This is a genomic window from Silvanigrella paludirubra (genome assembly GCF_009208775.1).
Lineage (GTDB): Bacteria > Bdellovibrionota_B > Oligoflexia > Silvanigrellales > Silvanigrellaceae > Silvanigrella > Silvanigrella paludirubra.
This window is the reverse complement of sequence record NZ_WFLM01000001.1, coordinates 926171-945562: the sequence shown is the minus strand read 5'-3', so window position 1 is coordinate 945562 and position 19392 is coordinate 926171. Positions and strand designations below refer to the sequence as shown.

Genomic DNA, 19392 nt, shown 5'->3' with positions numbered 1-19392 from the left:
ATTTCTTAATATCATGCTTATAGAGTTGGAGAGTTTGGCCATTTAACTTTTTCACTTATTAGTAATGCAATTTTTTCTAGACCTTTTTCATCTGTTTCAGAAAATCTGGCAAATACAGGGCTATCTATATCTAAAACACCAATAAGAGTTTCTAAAGTTGCTTTTTTATTTGGATAAAAAAGGGGAAAAACAATTTCAGAAAAAGAAGCGCTATCACAAGAAATATGATTTTCAAATTTATGAACATTATCAACACGAATTGTTTTTAATTGTGTTGCAGCGGCTCCGCAAACTCCCTTGTCTAATGCAATTCTTGTACAAGCCATTTTTCCTTGAAAAGGGCCGACAATAAGTTGGTTATCTTTTAATAAATAAAATCCCACCCAGTTAATTTGTGGAAGAGTCTCATTTAGTAAAGCTGTTACGTTAGAGAGTTGAGCGAGCCAATCATTTTCAGAGTCTAAGTATGAATTGACCATTTTATATAGATTATCGTAATATTCATCATTTTTTGTAATGTCTATGGCTGGATGAAAATTCATAAGTTATATTTATTTCCTTAGTTAAGAGAAAAATAAAATTACAATTGATTTTTTAAATCAAATAAAAACTGAATTCAAGAGTTTTATATTTTAAAGAAATATTAACAAAAATATTTCTTTAATCAAATATTTAATCCTTAAAAAATAAATTTCAAAGTATTGATTTTTATTTTTTTTGGAGCTAGAACGAACTCGATAATGAGAACCATTCTCAGTTATGACTTTTTTTGGTAACATTAAATCATGCAAAATGCAATTTCGGATAAAAACTATAAGTTATTCATAGGAGGAAGTTTTTTTTCTCTTTTAGGCGACTATATTGGTCTGGCTGCATTAAATTGGTTTGTTTGGAAATCATCAAATTCTGTTCTAAGTTTAAGCATTTTAAATTTTGCAAGGTTAATACCAGCTTTATTTATTGGATACTTAGGTGGTTATTTATGCGATAAATATAATCCCAAAAAAATATTAATTTCGTTATATATTACAACATTAACTTTAAATATTATTTTATTTATTTTAATATCTCTTAACGAATTCCAAATATTATTTATATCAGCACTTGTTTTTATTAAAGGTATTTTTTCTGAAATGGAACCAGCTGTAAGGAATTCGTATCTACCCTTTTTGGTTCCCCCACAATTTATCTATTCAGCTGTTTCTCTCTATTCTACAGTCTTAAATATTTCAGGTGTTTTGGGCCCTGCAATAGCAGGATATGCTTTAATAAAATTATCACCAAATTATTTATATTTAACTCAAGTCATTGGACAAGGTATTATCTTAATTTCAATTCTATATTTGCCTATTAAATATTTAAAAATAGATAAAAATAGAGTTGAATTAATAAAATATGATTATAAATATATTTTCAATTTTTTAAAAAATAAGAAAGATTTATTATTTATTTTTATATCTGGATGTCTTTCCATGTTTTTTATATATCCTTATATCCCAATGATGTCTGCTTTTGCTAGCTTAAATAATAATAATGGACCTGAAATATATGGTAATTTTTTAATGATATCAGCACTGGGATGTATTATAGGATCAAGTTTTGTTAGTTTTTTAAACAAAAAAATTCAGATTCATTTTATTTTTATATCGATTGTTTTATCGAGCATTATGCTGATGATAATAGGTTATTCTAAAGAATTAATAGTAATTGCTTTAGGACTGTTTTTTATTGGATTTTTTAGCCAATTTGCAAGAACAATGAACCGAATATATTTTCAAATTCATGCTCCAGAAAAAATAAGAGGTAGGTTAATTAGTATCTCTTTATGCGATAGAGGATTTATTCCATTAGGTGTTTTATTCTCAGGATTTTTATCAGAATTATATTCTATCTCAAATGTTTTTATATTTCTTGGTTTAAGTTGTTTTATTTTTCTCATTACTTTGATGTTTGTTTTTTATTTTTTCGAAAAAAGGTATTTAATCAATGACAATAAATAAATATAAAATAATTTTTTACATTTTAACTTTTTTAATGATGTCATGTTCTTTTGCGAATGTTCATGAAAAAAGAGATATTGCAATTCAAATAGATGAATTAAAAATTGACTATAGTGAAAAGCGAATCATAGCTTTAAGTTTATCAGCAATTGAAATGTTAGATATAATGGGAATAAAACCAGTGGGTATTTCTTTAACAGGTTCCCAATCTTTACCTTATTATCTTGCTTCTAAAATGAAAAATGTTGAAATTGTAGGAAGTGTAGCTAATCCAAGTCTAGAACGTATTCAATCATTAAAGCCAGATTTAATAATAATTGATCGCATATATGAAGAGCAAAAAGAAATTGTAAATAAGTTAAATAAAATAGCTCCTGTTTTAAATATACGATCTGAAGATTATAAAAGTACTTTAAATGTTTTAAAGAAAATTGGGCAGGTCTTTAAAAAAGATAAGGAAACAACACATTTTATAAATAAATTTAATAAATCAATTTATGAGGTAAAGCAAAACTCAACAAATAAAAAAAGAACTATTTTAGCAATTTATATAACAAATAATAAAATTTGGGCTTGGACAGATAAATCGTTTTTGGCATCACTCTTACAAGAAATAAATGTGGATTATGCTTTTAAAGAAAAAAGTAATTCTCCATATAAGGATTTAACGGAATTAAATTTTGAAAAAATTTTAGAAATAGATCCTGATAAAATTCTTGTCTTTGAAGATCCAGCTAAAGATATCATTCCCTTTTTAGAAAAAAATTCGATTTGGAAAAATTTAAAATCTGTAAAAAATAAAAATATATCTGTTGTAAATAGGGATATTTGGTCAAGAAGTCGTGGTCCACTTGCGGCAGAGGTTATCGTAAAAACTATGGAAAATGATACAAAATGAATTTTATGACATTAAAAATTCAAATATTAATTCCATTTCTACTTTTTTCTTTAATGTTATCGATATTTTTTAGTTTGCAAATGGGAACAGTTCAGATTGATTTCAGTACCATAATAAAATTATGGCAAAATTCAAATTTAAGCAAAGAATATATTATTATATACGATATAAGGCTCCCAAGAACACTTCTTGCTGCATTAATTGGAGCGAATCTATCTGTTGCAGGTGTTCTTATTCAAACTTTAAGTAGAAACCCATTAGCTGATCCTAAAATAATGGGAGTTTCTGCAGGTGCCGTCTTCGTTATTGTCGCTTTGTCTTTTTTTCAAATAAATATTTCACCAAATTATTTTGTTCCAATTACTTTTTTGGGAGCATTTTTAGGTGGGTTATTCGTATTTAGTTTTTCTACGATAAGAAGTATTTCAATTGGAAAATTTGTTTTAGCGGGAGTTTCGGTTAGCAGTTTTTTATTTGCTTTATCTACGGGTATGATGATTCTTTTAGGTGATAGTGCAGGAATGATATACTCGTGGCTTGCTGGAGGTTTTTCAGGTGTTGGCTGGCATGAATTTAAATTAATATTACCGTGGTCTATTTTATCTTTAGTTACATCTTTTTTTATTTCAAAATATTTGAATGTTTATATTTTAGGAGATGAAATTGCTAAAGGTCTTGGATTAAATTTAAATAAGCTAAAAATTTTACTTTGTATATTAATTATTTTTTTGACAGGTTGTTCCGTTAGTGTTTCTGGAGCCATTGGATTCATTGGTCTTATAATCCCGCATATTACAAAAAAAGTAGTTCCACAAAACTATTTTTTGATCATTCCTATTAGCGCCATTTTAGGAGCAATTGTTTTAGTTTTGTCAGATATGTTTTCTCGTTATCTATTTATGCCAAATGAAATTCCTGTTGGTGTTCTTACTGCATTTATTGGGTGTCCTTTTTTTCTTTATTTAATTCGAAAATATAGTTAAAAGGAGTTTTTATGAATTCAATTTTTAAACAATATAAATCCAATAAAAAAGTATATATAAATATATTATTTTTGTTTTTACTTTTAATACTGATTTTCATTTTAGGAAATATTTTAGGTGATGTTAAAGTTCATCTAGATTTTACTTTTCCTCATATTTTTTATAATTTAAAAAATAATATTATTATATATGAATACAGGCTTCCAAGAACCTTAGTAGCAATTTGTGTAGGTGTTAACTTCGCATTAGCCGGTTGTATTTTACAATCAATTACTAGAAATTCTTTAGCAGCACCAAATATCATTGGGATTAATTCAGGGGCAAGCTTTTTTTCTGTTCTCTCTTTATTTGTATTTACACAATCCCCATTTTTTATTTTACCTGTAGCCGCATTTTTCGGTGCTATTTTTTCTTGCTTTCTTGTTTATATTATTTCTTTTAAAAATGGAATAAACCCAATTCGATTAATTCTAACAGGAATTGCAATTGATATTTTATTTCAAGCAGGAACTTCTTTTATATTAATTCAAAATTCTCTCGAAGTAGGATCTGCTTTTATGTGGTTATCGGGAAGTCTTTGGGGAAAAACATGGGGAGATTTTTATTTTATTTTTCCATGTACCATAGTAGGCTTTTTAGTTACATTTCTTTTTTCTTATAAATTAAAAGCATTTCATTTGAATGAAGATATAATCATAGGAATAGGAATAAATATAAACAGAAATAGATTTATTTTATTATTTATCTCTGCATTTTTATCTGCAAGTGCTGTCTCTATTGTAGGTCCCATAGGATTTATTGGTTTGATTGTTCCTCATTTAGTAAAAATATTAGTTGGATATAATTATAAAATAATTATTATATATTCAAGTTTAATTGGTGCTATTTTAGTTGTTTTTTCTGATATGATAGGAAGAACTATTTTTGCCCCTTTTGAAATACCAGCTGGTATTATTGCTAGTTTGATTGGATCCCCATATTTTATATATCTGCTTCTAAAATCGAGGTTTTAATTAATTTATGAATGAAGAAATAAACAGCGAAAAATTAAATCTATCTTATAAAAAAATAAATGTAATATATGATTTAAATATTGTGATTAAAAAAAATAAAATTACAGCGTTGATTGGAAGTAATGGCTCAGGAAAATCTACTATTTTAAAAGCACTTGCACGTATTATAAAACCCTCAAAAGGAGATGTTTATTTAAATGGGAAATCAATATATCAATATACAAGTAAAGAAGTAGCAAAATTATTATCTATATTACCACAGTCTCCCGAAGCTCCTTTAGATTTTAGTGTTTTACAATTGGTTCATTTAGGAAGATTTCCAAATCAAAATTTTATGGGCTCATTAAATAAACATGACTATGAAAAAATAGAATGGGCACTTCATTCTACAGATATGTTTAATTTAAAAGATAGAAAACTATCGGAATTGAGCGGAGGTCAAAAACAACGAGCATGGATTTCAATGGCTTTAGCTCAAGGTGGCGATTATTTATTTTTAGATGAGCCAACAACATTTTTAGATATGAAGCATCAAATTGAAGTATTAAATGTTTTAAAAAAACTAAATGAAAACGAGAAAAAGACTATTGTTATGGTTCTTCATGATATCAATCAAGCAGCAAAATATGCTCATCATATAATAGCAATAAAAAAAGGTAAAATTTACTTTGAAGGCAGTATTCCAGAAATAATGAATGCACAAAGAATTGAATCTATTTTTGGTGTAAAAGGCATAATAATAAACGAAGATAAAATGAATACACCATTATTTTTTCCAGAAGAGGTTTCAAATGTTTGAACAGATAGCAAAATTAGCAATTTTAAGTCGCTTATTTCAATCTTTAATTAGAGAAAAAATTATTAAAAAAGAAAGTATTTCTTTTTTAAGTAAAGATAAAATTGAGATTCAAATTTCTCCGAGATTAAAATTAACAGCTTTTATCAGGTCTTTTTTGTCTTTTGAACGTTTTGATTTGATAAAAAATCTATATTTAGAGAATTCAGGTATTGTTTCAGAAATTTCACACCCTAATGATCTATTGGATTTAATTAAAGAGCAATGGATTCAAGAAAATGAAAATTCAGGAAATAGTTTTGATCAATTTCAAATTGAAATACAAAATAGTGTATCAAATATGATATTAGCTCAAATGTCATTTGAAATGAATAAGTCATTATTTGAAAACGATAAAAAAGAATATGGAATTAAAAATTCAATAGATTGGGTATTAAAACAAAAAGAAAAAAATGATAAATTTAGTTCTCTTTCCTTTTATGAACAAAGTGTTTTAAATGGACATCCTGTTCATCCTGGAGCAAAAACAAGAATGGGAATGAATCTTGAGGATCTCATTCAATATTCACCTGAATGGCGAAAATTAGTTTCATTAAAATTAGTAGCTATAGATAAAAAGAATTCCAAAATAACAATGGAAAAAAATGGAAATATATGCGATATTTTATTTATAGATTATCCTGGATTAGAAGAAAAATTTAAATTAGAAATGAAGAATATTGGTCTTAATTATGAATTATACGATTTAATCCCAGTGCATCCTTGGCAATTAAAAAAAATAATTCCTCATATATTTCAAGATCAATTAAGGGACAAAAAAATTATACCTATAAATTCATTTCAAATAAATGCCCGCTCATTGATTTCGTTTAGATCATTTGCAACTGAACCGTATGAAAATAATAATTCTTGTCATATCAAAACTTCTATTAATTTATTGACAACAAGTGATGTTAGAACCATTTCTCCAAGAGCGACTCAAAGTGGCCCATTGATTTCTAATATTTTAAATTCAATTCAAAATAATTTAAAAGAATTTAAAGATGGAAAATTTAAAATACAATCTGAAATTGCAGGAATTTATTATAATGAAAATTCAGATAGATATTCAAAATTAGAAAAAGCTAAATTAGGTCAAAATTTAAGTTGTATTTTAAGAGATAATCCTGAAAAATTTATAAAAAATATGGATATTTGTATGCCTGCAGCGGCGCTATTAGAAAAGTCGCCATTAAGTAATAAAATAATATTAAATGAAATAATTGATATTTATAAAAGAGAAAAATATTTTCATTCAGAAATCGATTGTGTGATATCATTCTTTAAAAAATATATTGAATTATCTATCCCACCATTATTAACACTTATGTGTAAATACGGAATAAGTTTAGAAGCACATATGCAAAACAGTATGGTTTCATTTCGAAATGGTGAACCAATTTTGTTAATTGTAAGAGATTTTTCTGATATTCGTATTTTTGAAGAAAGATTGTTAAAACATAATTACTTTTTAAATTTAGATATTCAAAACTCTATGATATTTTGCAAAAATATTTCTGTATTGCATAAAAATATATTTTATTCTTTTTTTCAATCCCACATTGGTGAAATTATAGTCACTTTAAATCGTGAGTTTGGCATTGAAGAAATGCTATTATGGAAAATTGTAAGAAATAAATGTTCTGATACTTTTAATGAATTAAAAAAAGAACCAGATTTTAAAGAGCAAATAGAAGCTGATGAATACGAACTATTTAAAGAGAATATTCAATTAAAAGCATTGACAAAAATGAGGTTAATAGGAGAATTATGTGAATATTATTTTGTTGATATTAAAAACCCATTAAATATTTCTGAATAAATTAATGGTTATATTTTGTCTTTCAAAAATATAACCAACCCATTTAGGACTTTAGCTTCAAATAACTTCATGATTTAATATTATGAAAATCTTTCTATTAATATCAGAATTCATTGTTTGAATTAATTCCAAGTTACCAATTCAAAAACTTTGTCATCTTGGTCTCTTATATAAACGCCAGTGGCATTTGAATAAATATAAACTACTGGATTTATTCCATGTAATTGAATTTGAGGAGGTGTAGGAATTTGAATAAATGAATTTGAAACATTCTTCTGGTCGCCAAAATATGAGTTTAAAGCCCAATTTCCAGTATCTGTTAAGAAGAATTTAAATCTTTTTTTTCCAGATGGATCATAAAAAGAAAATGTATCTGAGTTTGAACCAGACATATAGGTGTAATTACAAACTGGAGAATGAACTCCATTAGAGTTTGGACAAGAATAAGGGTAGTTATAATAAGGTATCATTATTTGTGTGTTATCTTGTGTATTAACAGATACCGAGTAGTCAGCAAATGAAATATTTGAATATATAACGGGAATAACGGTTAAAAATATTTTTAAATATAATTTTATTTTCATAATAAGACTTTCTATTAATATGATGGTACACTAACGGGCCATGTAATTAAATTACTTGGAGCATTGCTATTAGAGTTAATAAAGGCAGTTGATCCAGATGAAATACCTGTATTTGATTTTAAATCTTTATATTCTTGAGCCTTACTAAAAACAAATTCACTATTATTTTGTAATCGACTATTTAAATCATTTACTAAATTATCGAGTACAGGAAATTGATCATTCACACCAACATATAAAACATATTCACCAATACTTGCTTGTTTACTTGGTTTATCAAAAGTAACTGTATCTGATACGGTTCTTGAGTTTTGAAAGGAAACGCTTTTATTGATAGCTTGACCAATATCTCCGCTTAATTCAATACCTTTTACGGGTATTTTTAATCCAAGTGACCAAGATAATGTCGTAGAAGAAGTATTTGTTAGTCCTGTTGTGTATGAAAATTGATAGGTTTGAGAGGTATCAGGACTTAAATAACTTTTTTGTTCTAATTTCCAAAAGCTTAAATATTCAACTTTATTTCCTGAAAACATATTATCAAATAGTTGTTTTTTTTCGGAACAATTATTGCCATATGCATCGCATATTTGGTAGTATGAACTTGGAGCCAAAGGCAAATCAATAAGTGAAATTGGAGTACTATAATTATATGAAAAGTATGGGCTTACATCGACATAATTTTCTGGATAAATCACCTCATTTGTTCCAGGTTGTTCTATGGTATAAGCTTGGTTATAAGTGGTAACATAACCACCACCATCCTGCGTTAATTTTATACTTAAATCAGCTCTTTTTTTTGTATTTTTATCATATGCAGCTATACGAAAGACACCATTTCCCAAATCACCAATTTCAAGTCGAGCATTGCAAACGGGTTCTTGCATGCAATTTAGCTGAATAGGAAAATTCTTAAATCCCCCAGAAATATAGGCATCATTAAGGCTCACACTGTTTAAAGCCAATTTACCATAAACATTTGGAAGATTTCCTTGATTGTCTTTAGTGTATTGTTTTAGGCCTTCTAAATCTGTCAATGGAGCAGGAATAAGATCATTTTTTTCTTTCAGGGATTGCCCTTTTGATGCATTCATATTTAAAATATGGATGTTTTGATTCGTTTTATTTAAAACATTTGTTGAGTCGGCGTAACTTTGATAATGAAAAAAGGCAAAAGGAACGGACAAGAATGGAAGACATTTAAATTTGGCGTTCATTAACATACTAACCCTTTCTTTGAGTTAAATAGACTACCAAAATAATAAAATATTTTTTGGGTATCTTTAATAGTAATAATGAATTTGTAATTTTTTAGGACAGCATTAAATACTTAGGATTATTTATAACTAATTGAAATTATTTTAATTAATATTTTATTCTTATTTTATGTAATATTACTTTACATGGCTTTTTAAGCAAGAAATGATATTCAATTAAGGAAAATTATATCTAATTCTCATATTAAATAATAGGTTTAAGATTAATTTAATTTTTTTAAGACTTTTTGTGAATTAAAAAACCGTTAAATATTTTTAAATAATTTTATGGTTTCTTCTTGCATTTCAAAAGGGAACATATGGCTTCCTTTTGAAATTAAATGCCATTTTAGATTAGGGAAAAATAATTTAATCCATTTTTTTGATTTTGGGTTACATGTATCGCTATTCTCGCCAACAAAAAATATAGGTTCTATATTATTTCGGATTTGTTTTTTTATTTTGAGAAAACCATACCATGCTGCAAATGGATATTCTTCAAAAATATAACCCTCCCATTTAGGAGTATGCCTTAAAATAACTTCATTATTTAATTTAAGCTCTTTAAAGCTTCCTTCTATATAATCTTTGATAATTTCATCTGGCCAATTTTTCATTAATTTGCTTTTTTTAAGTTCTTGAAAAGCAGTTTCAATAGAAGCAAATTGGACTTTACGACGATTTACTTTTTTACTCATTGGGCTTAAATGTCTTTTATTCATAATATTTAAAATAGACCAAAGAATGATTATATTTGGTTTTAATATGGGTGGATCTAATAAAACTAATTTATGGAAAGTTAGAGTATTTGAAGAAAGTAGAGAAATCCAAGCTCCTAGACTGTGCCCACTTAAAATCCATTTTGTTTCTTTTGGTTTTTTTTGTTGAATTTTATGAAATAAATTACAATGATCTTCAGTTAATATTTCCCATGCCCAAGTTGTCTTTTTTTGTATTACAGGATCTAAAGTTATATTAGTTTTGCCAAATCCTCTTATATCATAGGTATAAATAGAGCAATTTAATTCATTTGACATTTTTTCAAATAGACTTTTATATGTTTGTGCGGGAATCCCATTCGCATGAGCAAAAAATAAGGCTTGTTCGTTTGAATTTTTATTTTGGGAGTGGAATTCATAAACTTCAAAACCGTCAATCGTACTTTGTATCATGAGTGACCTTTCAGCGGAGATTGCTAAGAATTTTTTTTTAGCACAGTCGTTTTTATTTTTCTAGATCTCTTGAAACATCATGACTTTTGTTTGTATATACTGATTATTAAATTGAGGGTATGATGAATTTTAAAACATCAATTATGTGGTTTCGTCGTGATTTAAGATTTTTCGATAATGTTGCTTTATCTAAAGCATCTTTTTTCTCTGAAAAAATTATACCTGTTTTTATTTTTGACGAAATTATTTTAAAAAAATTAAAAAATAAAAGAGATAGACGTGTTCAATTTATTTTTGATTCTATTAAAGAAATGAAGCAAGAATTAAATAATAATGGAAAAGGAATGATTGTTATTTATGGTGATCCTGTTGTTGAAATTCCAAAAATGGCATTAAAATATAATGCACAATGTATTTTTACGAATGAAGATTATGAAGAATACGCAATTCAGAGAGATAAATTAGTAGAAAATAATTTAAAACAGCACCAAATTGAATTTAAATCTTTTAAAGATCAAGTCATTTTTGATAAAAATGATATTTTAAAATCTAACAAACAGCCTTATGTTGTTTTTACTCCTTATAAAAATGAATGGTTAAAAAATGTCAATGAGTCTTACTTTAAATTGAATTCGTTTGATATGAATAAAATGATGCCAATAGAATCTATCAAAGATGATCTATTCAATTTTGAAATGCAAAAAATAGGTTTTCAAAATACAGATCTTTTGGTCAAACCTGGACGAAAAGCTGCTTTAAATTGTTTAAATCAATTTTCCTCTAAAATAAATTTGTACGCTCAAGAAAGAGATTTTTTTGCGAAAAATGGAACTTCCTTTTTATCCATGCATCTTCGATTTGGAACTATTTCCATTCGCGAAGCTTTTCAATTTGCAAATCACTATCACTCTGAAGGGGCAAAAATATGGAAAAATGAACTTATCTGGCGTGAATTTTATAAAATGATTTTATTCCATTTTCCTCACGTAGAAAAAGGCGCATTTAAAAAAGAATGTGACAATATTAAATGGGAAAATAAGGAAGAGTATTTTGAAAAATGGAAAAAAGGATTAACCGGATTTCCAATAATTGATGCTGCTATGCGCTATTTTAATGAAACAGGTTGGATGCACAATCGTTTAAGAATGATCGTCGCTTCTTTTTTAACAAAAGATCTTTTAATTGATTATAAAAAAGGGGAAGAATATTTTGCTGAAAATCTTCTTGATTTTGATTTATCGTCGAATAATGGCGGCTGGCAATGGAGTGCATCAACGGGTTGTGATGCGCAGCCTTACTTTCGCGTTTTTAACCCAGAAGCACAGTCAATAAAATTTGATCCTTCGGGCGCATTTATAAAACAGCATTGTCCTGAATTAATTGCATGTGATTCAAAACAAATACATTCTCCCTATCAATATCAAAATAATTTATTTGTTAATTTAAAAAATTATCCAAAACCAATTGTTGAACATGATAAGCAAAGATTAAAAGCAATTGCTTTGTTTAAAAAATGATTCATCAAAATATATGGCCTAAAGTAACCGAGCTAGTACTTCCTCCAGTCCCTGTTAATGAAGCTAGTCCACATGTAGATAAATTGAAATTAAGAGTTTCTGTACCTGTTTGAGTTCCACTATATGTTGTTGTTATTGTACCGCTACTAGGATGCGTACAACCTGCAGAATAATTTATATTTATTGAAGATGTTGCTGTATATTTTGCTAGATTGTGTTGTAAAACGACCGTTCCTGTTACGTTACTTCCACTAGTAACAGTTAAAGCTCCGCTATTAATGGTATGATCCCATAAAGTAATTGTCTTTCCTTTTTGGGATGTTCCTGTCGCTGTTAAGTGTATTCCATTTATTGTGATCGTTCTTGCAGGAAAAGATCCTGAAACACTTATAGTTGTCCCACCAGAAACTTGAGAACTATAGCCACTTGCATTCGTCGTATCTAAAGTAACAGTAATCCCTGCTGCATTTGTGCGTGTTGTACCCGCTGAAAAAGTTCGTGTAAACGTTGCTGTACCAGGGGGCCAAGAAGTGGAGCAGGTTCCTGAACTGAAAGTTAACAATTGGCTACCATTCCAAGTTGCGCCAGAATTGTTAAAATTGCACGATGAATAAGTTAATGTCATCACATTGCTGGAGCACAGTGATGTCGAGGGAGTAGGACAAGAGGTCCCCGCATAAGATAATTTTTCTACAAAGGTTTCTTTTAAAAAATCGAATAAATTTTTTTTTCTATCAAAATAAGATAGACTTCCACCAGTAGTTGAAGAACTATAAGCACCTGAAACGGCGCTACTTATGGATTCAGAAGCGCTACTGGAGTCACTAGGATTTGAATCATTACTTTCTTTTTTACATCCATTTAACATGGAAATAGATAATATAAAAAATGCTTTAATTAATAAATATCTTTTACTATTCATAAAACCTCTTAAATTGAATGAATTGAAAAAAATTTATACTTAATTATATTATTGCGAACTTTCAGCAGAAATAATAGCGTTGTCCATTTTTTTGTTATTTGAACCAAAGGAAAAAGTAGATTTATTATTAAACTGAAAAATATATTCATCTTGTTCAATATATCCAAAATTTTCTTTTAAATAACGTGCTTGTTTTTCTGGGGAGGTTTTTAATTTAACAATTTTTTCTTCTAAAGTTTGGTTTTGAATTTGAAGTTCCATGATTGTTTGATTTAATACATCTTTTTCATTCAGCAATTCCATAAAGTTTGAAATTCCTGCTTTTCCAATAGCAATTGAGCCAATGATAAGCCATAGAACAATCACAACGACCCATCTAGCCAAAGTTTGAAATCTTTTGGAAAAAACTGTGGGTTGCATATTTTGAGTGTTCATATAAAATCCATCTAACAAATAGAAAACTGTATCTTCAAAACCATTGCTTTATTTTAGCACGAAAATAAAAATTTGTAGAATAAAATTGAAATATGAAAAATATTTTTAGATTTAAAAATGTCAATCTTATTTGATTTACTCCCATGCCACACTTTCTTTTGGAAATTGGCTAAGAAAAGGAATAGGATAAAGATTTGATATTTGCTCTAAACCTAATAATAAAGAAATGACTCTATCAATACCAAGGGCATTTCCAGAACATGGGGGGAGGCCAAACTTCATTGCATTTTCAAATTGAAGATCAGACTTTAATTCACTTCGTATCGCTTTTGTTTTTTGAAACCTTTCCTTTAATACATGAGCATCATTTAATTCAAAATACCCATTACAAATTTCAATTCCGTTAATATAAGCTTCCATGCGTTCTACATAAGGCTTAAGTATTATTTCATTATTGGAATTTAATGAGGTTTCTTGAGCAGCTAATGCCCCCATTTGGATAGGAAAATGGGTAACGAAACAAGCTTTTTGTTGAGTTAAAAATGGCTCTATTTTTTCCATAAATAACTTATAAAACAAACTATCCCAGTCGTCACTTTCTACAATGGAGTGGCTATGAGATTTTGCCTTTTCATAAAATAAATCTCTGTTTTGAACTTGCTCAAGATCAATGGATAAAATATCTTTGAATAATTTATCCACTCGAAAAACAGGCCACTGCTTTGGAATGTCTAAATGAGTTCCTAAAAATTCGGATAAAACTAAAACTAAATTTTGAGTATCTTCAATGAGAGTTCTTAAATTTGCATTGGCCCGATACCATTCCAACATAATAAATTCGGGTTCATGTTGTTTAGAAACTTCACCAATATTTCGGTAAGCGCGAGAAAGCTGGAATATTTTGTCTGTTCCTTCTGTCATGATTTTTTTTAGAGCAAACTCAGGACTTGTAGGAAGTTGTAACTCCCATTTTTGACCACGGTGATCGGTATAATTCGTAGAAAAAGGATTTAAATAAACTTCCATCCCACCACTAGGAACCAGTGTTGGGGTTTCAATACACAAAAAACCTCTATTTTTAAAAAAAGAATGCACTCTTTCTAATGAGCGATTTCTTTGTTTAATCAGTTTTAATCTTGTTGAAGTAGGAGAATGATAAAAATAAGAAATTTGAGTTTTATCATTCTCTCTTTGTTGTTTTAAAATAAAATCTTTAGAAGGAATAGGGCTTGGAATGACTGCATTATTCCATTCCTCTAAAGAATTTGTTTTTTGTAATATTTCAGTCACTTTAATAAAGTAACAATCGTCGTATTTGGATTCAGAATTTTCATTTAGTTTTAATATTTTACATCTAAATGTAATTAAATCTCCTTGATTAAGGGAGGATTGGTTTAAATATTCGCTCATTCCAATAGGCCAAATGGCACCTGTAGCATCACAAAGACCCATTTGATTTTCAATAAAAAAAACACGTCCAGACGAAAGTCTTTCTGTAACCGAATGGACTTTTCGAAGTTCGAATAAATTTTGTAAAACCAATTGATTCTTGCTTTTATAATTCATTTTGCAGTTTTCTTACGCACAGGTTTTTTACTTGCTACTTTAGTTTTTTTAACGGGCTTCTTTTTTGTTACACTTTTCTCTTTGGCTTTTTTTTCTTCGCTTTTTTGATGAAGCATTTTATATATTTTATCAAATGCACTGCCTTCTTCAAAGCGTGATTTCTTTTCATCCCAATGGCCTGCATGGAATCCTGTTAAAAGTTCGAATGCTTCTTCTACTTTTGAAACGGGCCAAATATGAAATTGTTCTTTTTCAATGGCTTCACGAACTTCTCTATTTAACATTAAATGTTTAATATTTTGTACAGGAATAATACAGCCATGTCTGCCGGTTAATCCATGTAACTTACATGTTTTAAAGAAGCCTTCTACTTTTTCATTTACACCACCAATGGGTTGCACTTCTCCAAACTGATTTACAGATCCAGTTACACCTATTCCTTGATCGATTGGAATATTTGCGATGGTAGATAAAATAAGACAGAGTTCTGCAAGTGTAGCTGAATCGCCATCAACGCCATTGTAATTTTGTTCAAAACAAATTGTAGCAGCAATATTTGCGGGAGATTTTTTAGCGAAATTTGCATTAATCCAACTTGTTAATATACTAACACCTTTATTATGCAACTTTCCTGATAAAGAGGCATCTCTTTCAATATTTAAAATTCCAGGTTTGCCTTTATATGTACGGCAAGTAATTCTTGTTGGAACACCAAAAGATAAGTCTCCTAAAGAGTAAACAGCAAGGCCATTTATTTCACCAACTCTTCTTGATGTAGTTGAAATAATAATATCTTTACGTTCTAACATTTCGATGATGTGATCTTCAATTGCAGAGGATCTTGAGTAACGTTCTTCTACTGCTTTCTCAACATCGGATCTTGTTACCTTTTTACTTTTAGATTCTTTTGCCATGAAATCGGCTTCAATTGTAATGTCTTTTATTAAACTAAAGCGTGTTGTTAATTTATCTTGATCATCAACGATACGGCTTCCAAACTCAACAATGGCAGCGATTCCACTTTCATCAAAAGGTAACAAATTTTCTACTTTTGTTCTTGTTGAAATAAATTCAACATAATCTTGAATGGTCTTTTGTGAGCGGTCCATTTGGGCATCAAAATCGGCTTTAATTTTGAAAATTTTATTAAAATCTTCATCATGTTGATAAAGCATTCGGTAAATCCAGTCTGATCCAATTAAAATAATTTTAACATTTAATGGAATAGGCTCAGGTCTTAAACCGCTTGTAGCTAAAATACTGTATTGTTCACCTAAGTCTTCGATAAAAAGTTTTTGGTTTTTGAGAACACGTTTTAAAGTATCCCATACTTGAGGCGCACGTAATACATCTAAAGCATTTAGAACAAGGTAACCACCATTAGCACGTGCTAATGATCCTGCTTTAATCATTTTAAAATCAGTTGTGTAAACACCATATTCAATATTTTTTTCAATCTTACCAAACAAATTATAAAAGGTTGGATTATTTTCTATGATGATTGGAGCACCTTTTATTTCTGTATTATCAACAAAAACATTGATGCGATAAGGAAGATGAGGATCTCCCTTTTTTAAATGATAAGAAGTGGGAGCGACGGATTCTTCACCTTCTGTTTCAGAATCATCTTCATCTGGTAAAAAATCATTTAAATTTTCTAATAAATGTTTTTTAACTTCGTCTAAATATTCAAGAACATTTTTTTGAGATTCATATTCTTTAAGAAAAGGAATTAATGCTTGACTGACAACATAATCACCTAATTCGGATTGCAGTTCTTCTAATTTATTTTTGGTATCATTTTCAATAGATCTTACTTTACGCGCAAAATCTAGAACTTCAGGTTCTAGCAGATTTCTCTCTGCTTCTATTTTTTCTTTTTGTTCATCATTTAATTCGGAATAATCTTTTTCACTTAAAGGTTTTCCTTCAATGATAGGTACCGTAACAATACCCATTCGTGTCGATTTTACTCCAAAGTTTTTTGCTTTTGCTGCTTTTTCAAGTTCACTAAATAATTTTGCTTTTTTTTCATTGCTTGCATTTACAGTTGAATTTACATTTGTTTCATATTCTTCGGATTGAAAAGCATCAACAAGTTCAACGGTGAGTTGTTCCATTAACTCATCCATTTGTTTTTTAAATCGTTTTGCAATTCCTGTTTTTAATTCCATTGTATGCGGAGATTCCGGATTTTTAAAATTATAAACATAAATCCAATCGCCTGGAGTTGGGCAACGTTCCGCAGTTTTTTTAAGAAAGGAACGGATAACACTTGTTTTGCCTGTTCCTTGAACACCCGCAACATAAATATTGTAGCCAGGTTTTTGGATTCCCAAGCCAAGAGTAATTGCTCTTACGGCTCTTACTTGAGAAATAATGTCATAGTTGGGTTCTGATTTTTTATGTTTATCAATTTCAACAAGTTTTTGATCGCAAGTACGGTAAACTTCTTCAGTGGAGAGACGGCGAAAACGTTGTGTGCTTTTTTGGATTTTTAAATTAACAGGAAAATTTTTCTCTCTTTGCTCAAGAATTTTTTGAGTGAGTGAGGTTGCTGTATCGGTAGTTTTAGTTTTTTTCATTCCGTCCTCTTTCTGATACAAAGATCGCACTGCATACAACGCCAAAGGTTTTTTGTAGCCCCCTGAATAGCGCGAGAAGCAAAAAATTCGAAACTTGCAGATAATCTGCATGTTGTTGATGTAGATAACTTATCAAGTTCGCGCAAGCTCGCGTGAAAATGACTTCGAGCTGAAATATATCTGGGTATTTCCTTTTGTAAATGAATATAGCCATTTTTCAATATTACTCCATTTTTGGCATCATCCTGATTTATTTTAGCAAATGATAACATTTTTTGATCTTGATAGTACAAAAAAACTTGCTCGCAGGTTTCTTGTGTGAGCTCACATGCATCTTGCAGCATTTTTAAGGGGATGATTGTTTGAGCTCCTTTTAATACAAGCCAACATTTTTCAACAAGAGTAACTAAACCCTCTAAAACTTTTCTGCGTTTTGTCATGCCTTCTGGAAGAACTGCTAATATATCCGCAAAACTTTTATTTTGCGTTAACTTAACATGAAAATACGATTCACCAGAACGAGTGTCATCTAGAATATTGCAAATTCTTAAACCTGCAAAAATATTATCTAGTTTTTTTTCTTTATTATCTGTCTTTTTTGATTTTGTTAGTTCTAATAAATTTTGTTTAGGAACAAAACAGCTTTCACCAAAGGAATTTGGCATATAACGCATAAATTGTGCGCATTGTTCTAAAAATAAAGAAGGTTCAGGAAAAGAAGATTTAAATTGATATTCTCTTCGAATGGGATCGGCACCAGTCCAAAGTAACACACCTTTTGAGGGCTCACCGCTTCGACCTGCTCTGCCTAACATTTGAAAAAATTCTTCAATGTTGCTTGGAAATCCAAAAACAACAACCAATTGAATTCCTGCAACATCTACACCCATTCCAAATGCTGTTGTAGCACAAACGACAATTTTTTGAGTTGCCTCCTGAACATATTGCTCTACATTTTTACGATCATTTTTGGGAAGTCCTGCATGGTAAACAACCGAGTGTATTTTTAATTTTTTTAATTTTCGTGTGGATTCTTCACATAATAAGCGGCTTTGAAAATAAACCAATGTTTTATTTGATTCTGTATTTTGTAAAATATGAACTAATTTTTCCCATTGTTCTGTATTTGAAAAAACACGATTGCTTTCAACAACAATATTTTCTCCAAGTGGATTTGAAGTGTATTCAAACACATTTGTATTTTCAGGAAAAACTTTTTTTATGATATCAAGTCTACTATTGCGTCCTGCAGTTGCTGTAAGTGCTAATATTCTTGGCAATTGTAACTTGGATAAATATTTTCCAATTTCAGAATATTCAGGTCTAAAATTATGTCCCCAAGAAACCACACAATGTGCTTCGTCAACAACGGCCATGCTTAAATTCATTTTAGAAATGGCATTTAAAAAAGAAGGTAACACAAAACGCTCTGGAGAAGCGAAAATAATTTTAGCTTCTCCTGTTTTTATTTTTTTCCAAGCTTGTTTTCTTTCCTCCTCAGATTGTTCCGAGGTAAAAACAGCACAGCATATGTTTGCATTTTCCATACGCCGCTCTTGATCTCTCATTAATGAAATAAGGGGGCTTATGACGAGAACGGGTTTATCTTCAAAAAATAAGGCAGGTAAGCTATATAGAAGTGTTTTTCCTGCTCCCGTTGGAAGTGTTGCTAACACATATTTCTTATCATGAATTTGTGCCAAGACTTCTCTTTGGGCAGGGCGCAGACTTGTTAAGGAGAAGTTTTTTTTAGCAAATTCTTCACATTTTTCTACAAATTCAGATTCCATAAGCTCCACTCATC

General features: G+C 29.2%; 16 protein-coding genes. 7 read left to right on the top strand and 9 right to left on the bottom strand.

Features of this window, described 5'->3' with window-relative positions:
* Positions 1–17 precede the first annotated feature (17 nt).
* Positions 18–542, bottom strand: a complete 525-nt coding sequence (locus tag GCL60_RS04205; RefSeq protein ID WP_153418618.1) for a GAF domain-containing protein — start codon at positions 540–542, stop codon at positions 18–20.
* A 243-nt stretch (positions 543–785) separates the two neighbouring features.
* Here GCL60_RS04205 and GCL60_RS04200 point away from each other — a divergent pair, with 243 nt between their 5' ends.
* Genes GCL60_RS04200 through GCL60_RS04175 form a run of 6 tightly spaced genes read left to right on the top strand, consistent with a single transcriptional unit; the run spans position 786 to position 7551 of the window.
* Positions 786–2000, top strand: a complete 1215-nt coding sequence (locus tag GCL60_RS04200) for an MFS transporter (protein ID WP_153418617.1) — start codon at positions 786–788, stop codon at positions 1998–2000.
* Positions 1987–2898: an ABC transporter substrate-binding protein gene (locus GCL60_RS04195; RefSeq protein ID WP_153418616.1), complete on the top strand. Its 912-nt coding sequence runs from the start codon at positions 1987–1989 to the stop codon at positions 2896–2898. Before GCL60_RS04200 ends, GCL60_RS04195 begins: the two co-directional genes overlap by 14 nt.
* Positions 2895–3881 carry a FecCD family ABC transporter permease gene (locus GCL60_RS04190; RefSeq protein WP_153418615.1) on the top strand — a complete coding sequence of 329 codons (987 nt, stop codon included), beginning with the start codon at positions 2895–2897 and terminating at the stop codon, positions 3879–3881. Before GCL60_RS04195 ends, GCL60_RS04190 begins: the two co-directional genes overlap by 4 nt.
* A gap of 11 nt (positions 3882–3892) precedes the next feature.
* Positions 3893–4894, top strand: a complete 1002-nt coding sequence (locus tag GCL60_RS04185) for a FecCD family ABC transporter permease (RefSeq protein ID WP_153418614.1) — start codon at positions 3893–3895, stop codon at positions 4892–4894.
* Positions 4895–4901: 7 nt separating this feature from the next.
* Complete coding sequence (locus GCL60_RS04180; protein ID WP_153418613.1) at positions 4902–5693, top strand: ABC transporter ATP-binding protein; 792 nt, start codon at positions 4902–4904, stop codon at positions 5691–5693.
* Positions 5686–7551 carry an IucA/IucC family protein gene (locus GCL60_RS04175; RefSeq protein WP_153418612.1) on the top strand — a complete coding sequence of 622 codons (1866 nt, stop codon included), beginning with the start codon at positions 5686–5688 and terminating at the stop codon, positions 7549–7551. Before GCL60_RS04180 ends, GCL60_RS04175 begins: the two co-directional genes overlap by 8 nt.
* A gap of 122 nt (positions 7552–7673) precedes the next feature.
* Here GCL60_RS04175 and GCL60_RS04170 read toward each other — a convergent pair whose 3' ends face one another.
* From GCL60_RS04170 to GCL60_RS04160, 3 genes are all read right to left on the bottom strand, one after another.
* Positions 7674–8135, bottom strand: coding sequence for a hypothetical protein (locus tag GCL60_RS04170; protein ID WP_153418611.1), 462 nt, complete (start codon positions 8133–8135; stop codon positions 7674–7676).
* 14 nt (positions 8136–8149) lie between these two features.
* The gene (locus tag GCL60_RS04165; RefSeq protein ID WP_153418610.1) at positions 8150–9352 is read right to left on the bottom strand and encodes a hypothetical protein; all 1203 of its coding nucleotides are present in this window, start codon (positions 9350–9352) and stop codon (positions 8150–8152) included.
* A gap of 305 nt (positions 9353–9657) precedes the next feature.
* Positions 9658–10563, bottom strand: coding sequence for an alpha/beta fold hydrolase (locus GCL60_RS04160; protein WP_153418609.1), 906 nt, complete (start codon positions 10561–10563; stop codon positions 9658–9660).
* 122 nt (positions 10564–10685) lie between these two features.
* On the opposite strand from GCL60_RS04160, the gene GCL60_RS04155 reads away from it, so the two are divergent.
* Complete coding sequence (locus GCL60_RS04155; protein WP_161998070.1) at positions 10686–12080, top strand: cryptochrome/photolyase family protein; 1395 nt, start codon at positions 10686–10688, stop codon at positions 12078–12080.
* 4 nt (positions 12081–12084) lie between these two features.
* On the opposite strand, the gene GCL60_RS04150 is transcribed toward GCL60_RS04155, so the two are convergent.
* The 5 genes from GCL60_RS04150 to GCL60_RS04130 all read right to left on the bottom strand — a co-directional run bounded on the left by GCL60_RS04150 (position 12085) and on the right by GCL60_RS04130 (position 19378).
* Complete coding sequence (locus GCL60_RS04150; protein ID WP_153418607.1) at positions 12085–13002, bottom strand: hypothetical protein; 918 nt, start codon at positions 13000–13002, stop codon at positions 12085–12087.
* Positions 13003–13050: 48 nt separating this feature from the next.
* A complete protein-coding gene (locus GCL60_RS04145; protein WP_153418606.1) occupies positions 13051–13437 on the bottom strand; it encodes an FtsB family cell division protein in 387 nt (128 codons plus the stop codon).
* A 135-nt stretch (positions 13438–13572) separates the two neighbouring features.
* Positions 13573–15003 carry an amino acid--tRNA ligase-related protein gene (locus GCL60_RS04140; protein ID WP_153418605.1) on the bottom strand — a complete coding sequence of 477 codons (1431 nt, stop codon included), beginning with the start codon at positions 15001–15003 and terminating at the stop codon, positions 13573–13575.
* Complete coding sequence (locus GCL60_RS04135) at positions 15000–17588, bottom strand: Lon protease family protein (protein ID WP_161998069.1); 2589 nt, start codon at positions 17586–17588, stop codon at positions 15000–15002. Before GCL60_RS04135 ends, GCL60_RS04140 begins: the two co-directional genes overlap by 4 nt.
* Positions 17585–19378: a RecQ family ATP-dependent DNA helicase gene (locus GCL60_RS04130; RefSeq protein ID WP_153418603.1), complete on the bottom strand. Its 1794-nt coding sequence runs from the start codon at positions 19376–19378 to the stop codon at positions 17585–17587. The genes GCL60_RS04135 and GCL60_RS04130 overlap by 4 nt, the downstream gene beginning before the upstream one ends.
* Between the last annotated feature and the right edge of the window lie 14 nt (positions 19379–19392).

Coding starts and splice junctions, on each gene's coding strand:
- GCL60_RS04195 (WP_153418616.1), top strand. CDS start 1,987: ATGACAATAAATAAATATAAAATAATTTTTTACATTTTAACTTTTTTA.
- GCL60_RS04165 (WP_153418610.1), bottom strand. CDS start 9,352: ATGAACGCCAAATTTAAATGTCTTCCATTCTTGTCCGTTCCTTTTGCC.
- GCL60_RS04190 (WP_153418615.1), top strand. CDS start 2,895: ATGAATTTTATGACATTAAAAATTCAAATATTAATTCCATTTCTACTT.
- GCL60_RS04160 (WP_153418609.1), bottom strand. CDS start 10,563: ATGATACAAAGTACGATTGACGGTTTTGAAGTTTATGAATTCCACTCC.
- GCL60_RS04200 (WP_153418617.1), top strand. CDS start 786: ATGCAAAATGCAATTTCGGATAAAAACTATAAGTTATTCATAGGAGGA.
- GCL60_RS04185 (WP_153418614.1), top strand. CDS start 3,893: ATGAATTCAATTTTTAAACAATATAAATCCAATAAAAAAGTATATATA.
- GCL60_RS04180 (WP_153418613.1), top strand. CDS start 4,902: ATGAATGAAGAAATAAACAGCGAAAAATTAAATCTATCTTATAAAAAA.
- GCL60_RS04135 (WP_161998069.1), bottom strand. CDS start 17,588: ATGAAAAAAACTAAAACTACCGATACAGCAACCTCACTCACTCAAAAA.
- GCL60_RS04140 (WP_153418605.1), bottom strand. CDS start 15,003: ATGAATTATAAAAGCAAGAATCAATTGGTTTTACAAAATTTATTCGAA.
- GCL60_RS04155 (WP_161998070.1), top strand. CDS start 10,686: ATGAATTTTAAAACATCAATTATGTGGTTTCGTCGTGATTTAAGATTT.
- GCL60_RS04130 (WP_153418603.1), bottom strand. CDS start 19,378: ATGGAATCTGAATTTGTAGAAAAATGTGAAGAATTTGCTAAAAAAAAC.
- GCL60_RS04145 (WP_153418606.1), bottom strand. CDS start 13,437: ATGAACACTCAAAATATGCAACCCACAGTTTTTTCCAAAAGATTTCAA.
- GCL60_RS04150 (WP_153418607.1), bottom strand. CDS start 13,002: ATGAATAGTAAAAGATATTTATTAATTAAAGCATTTTTTATATTATCT.
- GCL60_RS04170 (WP_153418611.1), bottom strand. CDS start 8,135: ATGAAAATAAAATTATATTTAAAAATATTTTTAACCGTTATTCCCGTT.
- GCL60_RS04205 (WP_153418618.1), bottom strand. CDS start 542: ATGAATTTTCATCCAGCCATAGACATTACAAAAAATGATGAATATTAC.
- GCL60_RS04175 (WP_153418612.1), top strand. CDS start 5,686: ATGTTTGAACAGATAGCAAAATTAGCAATTTTAAGTCGCTTATTTCAA.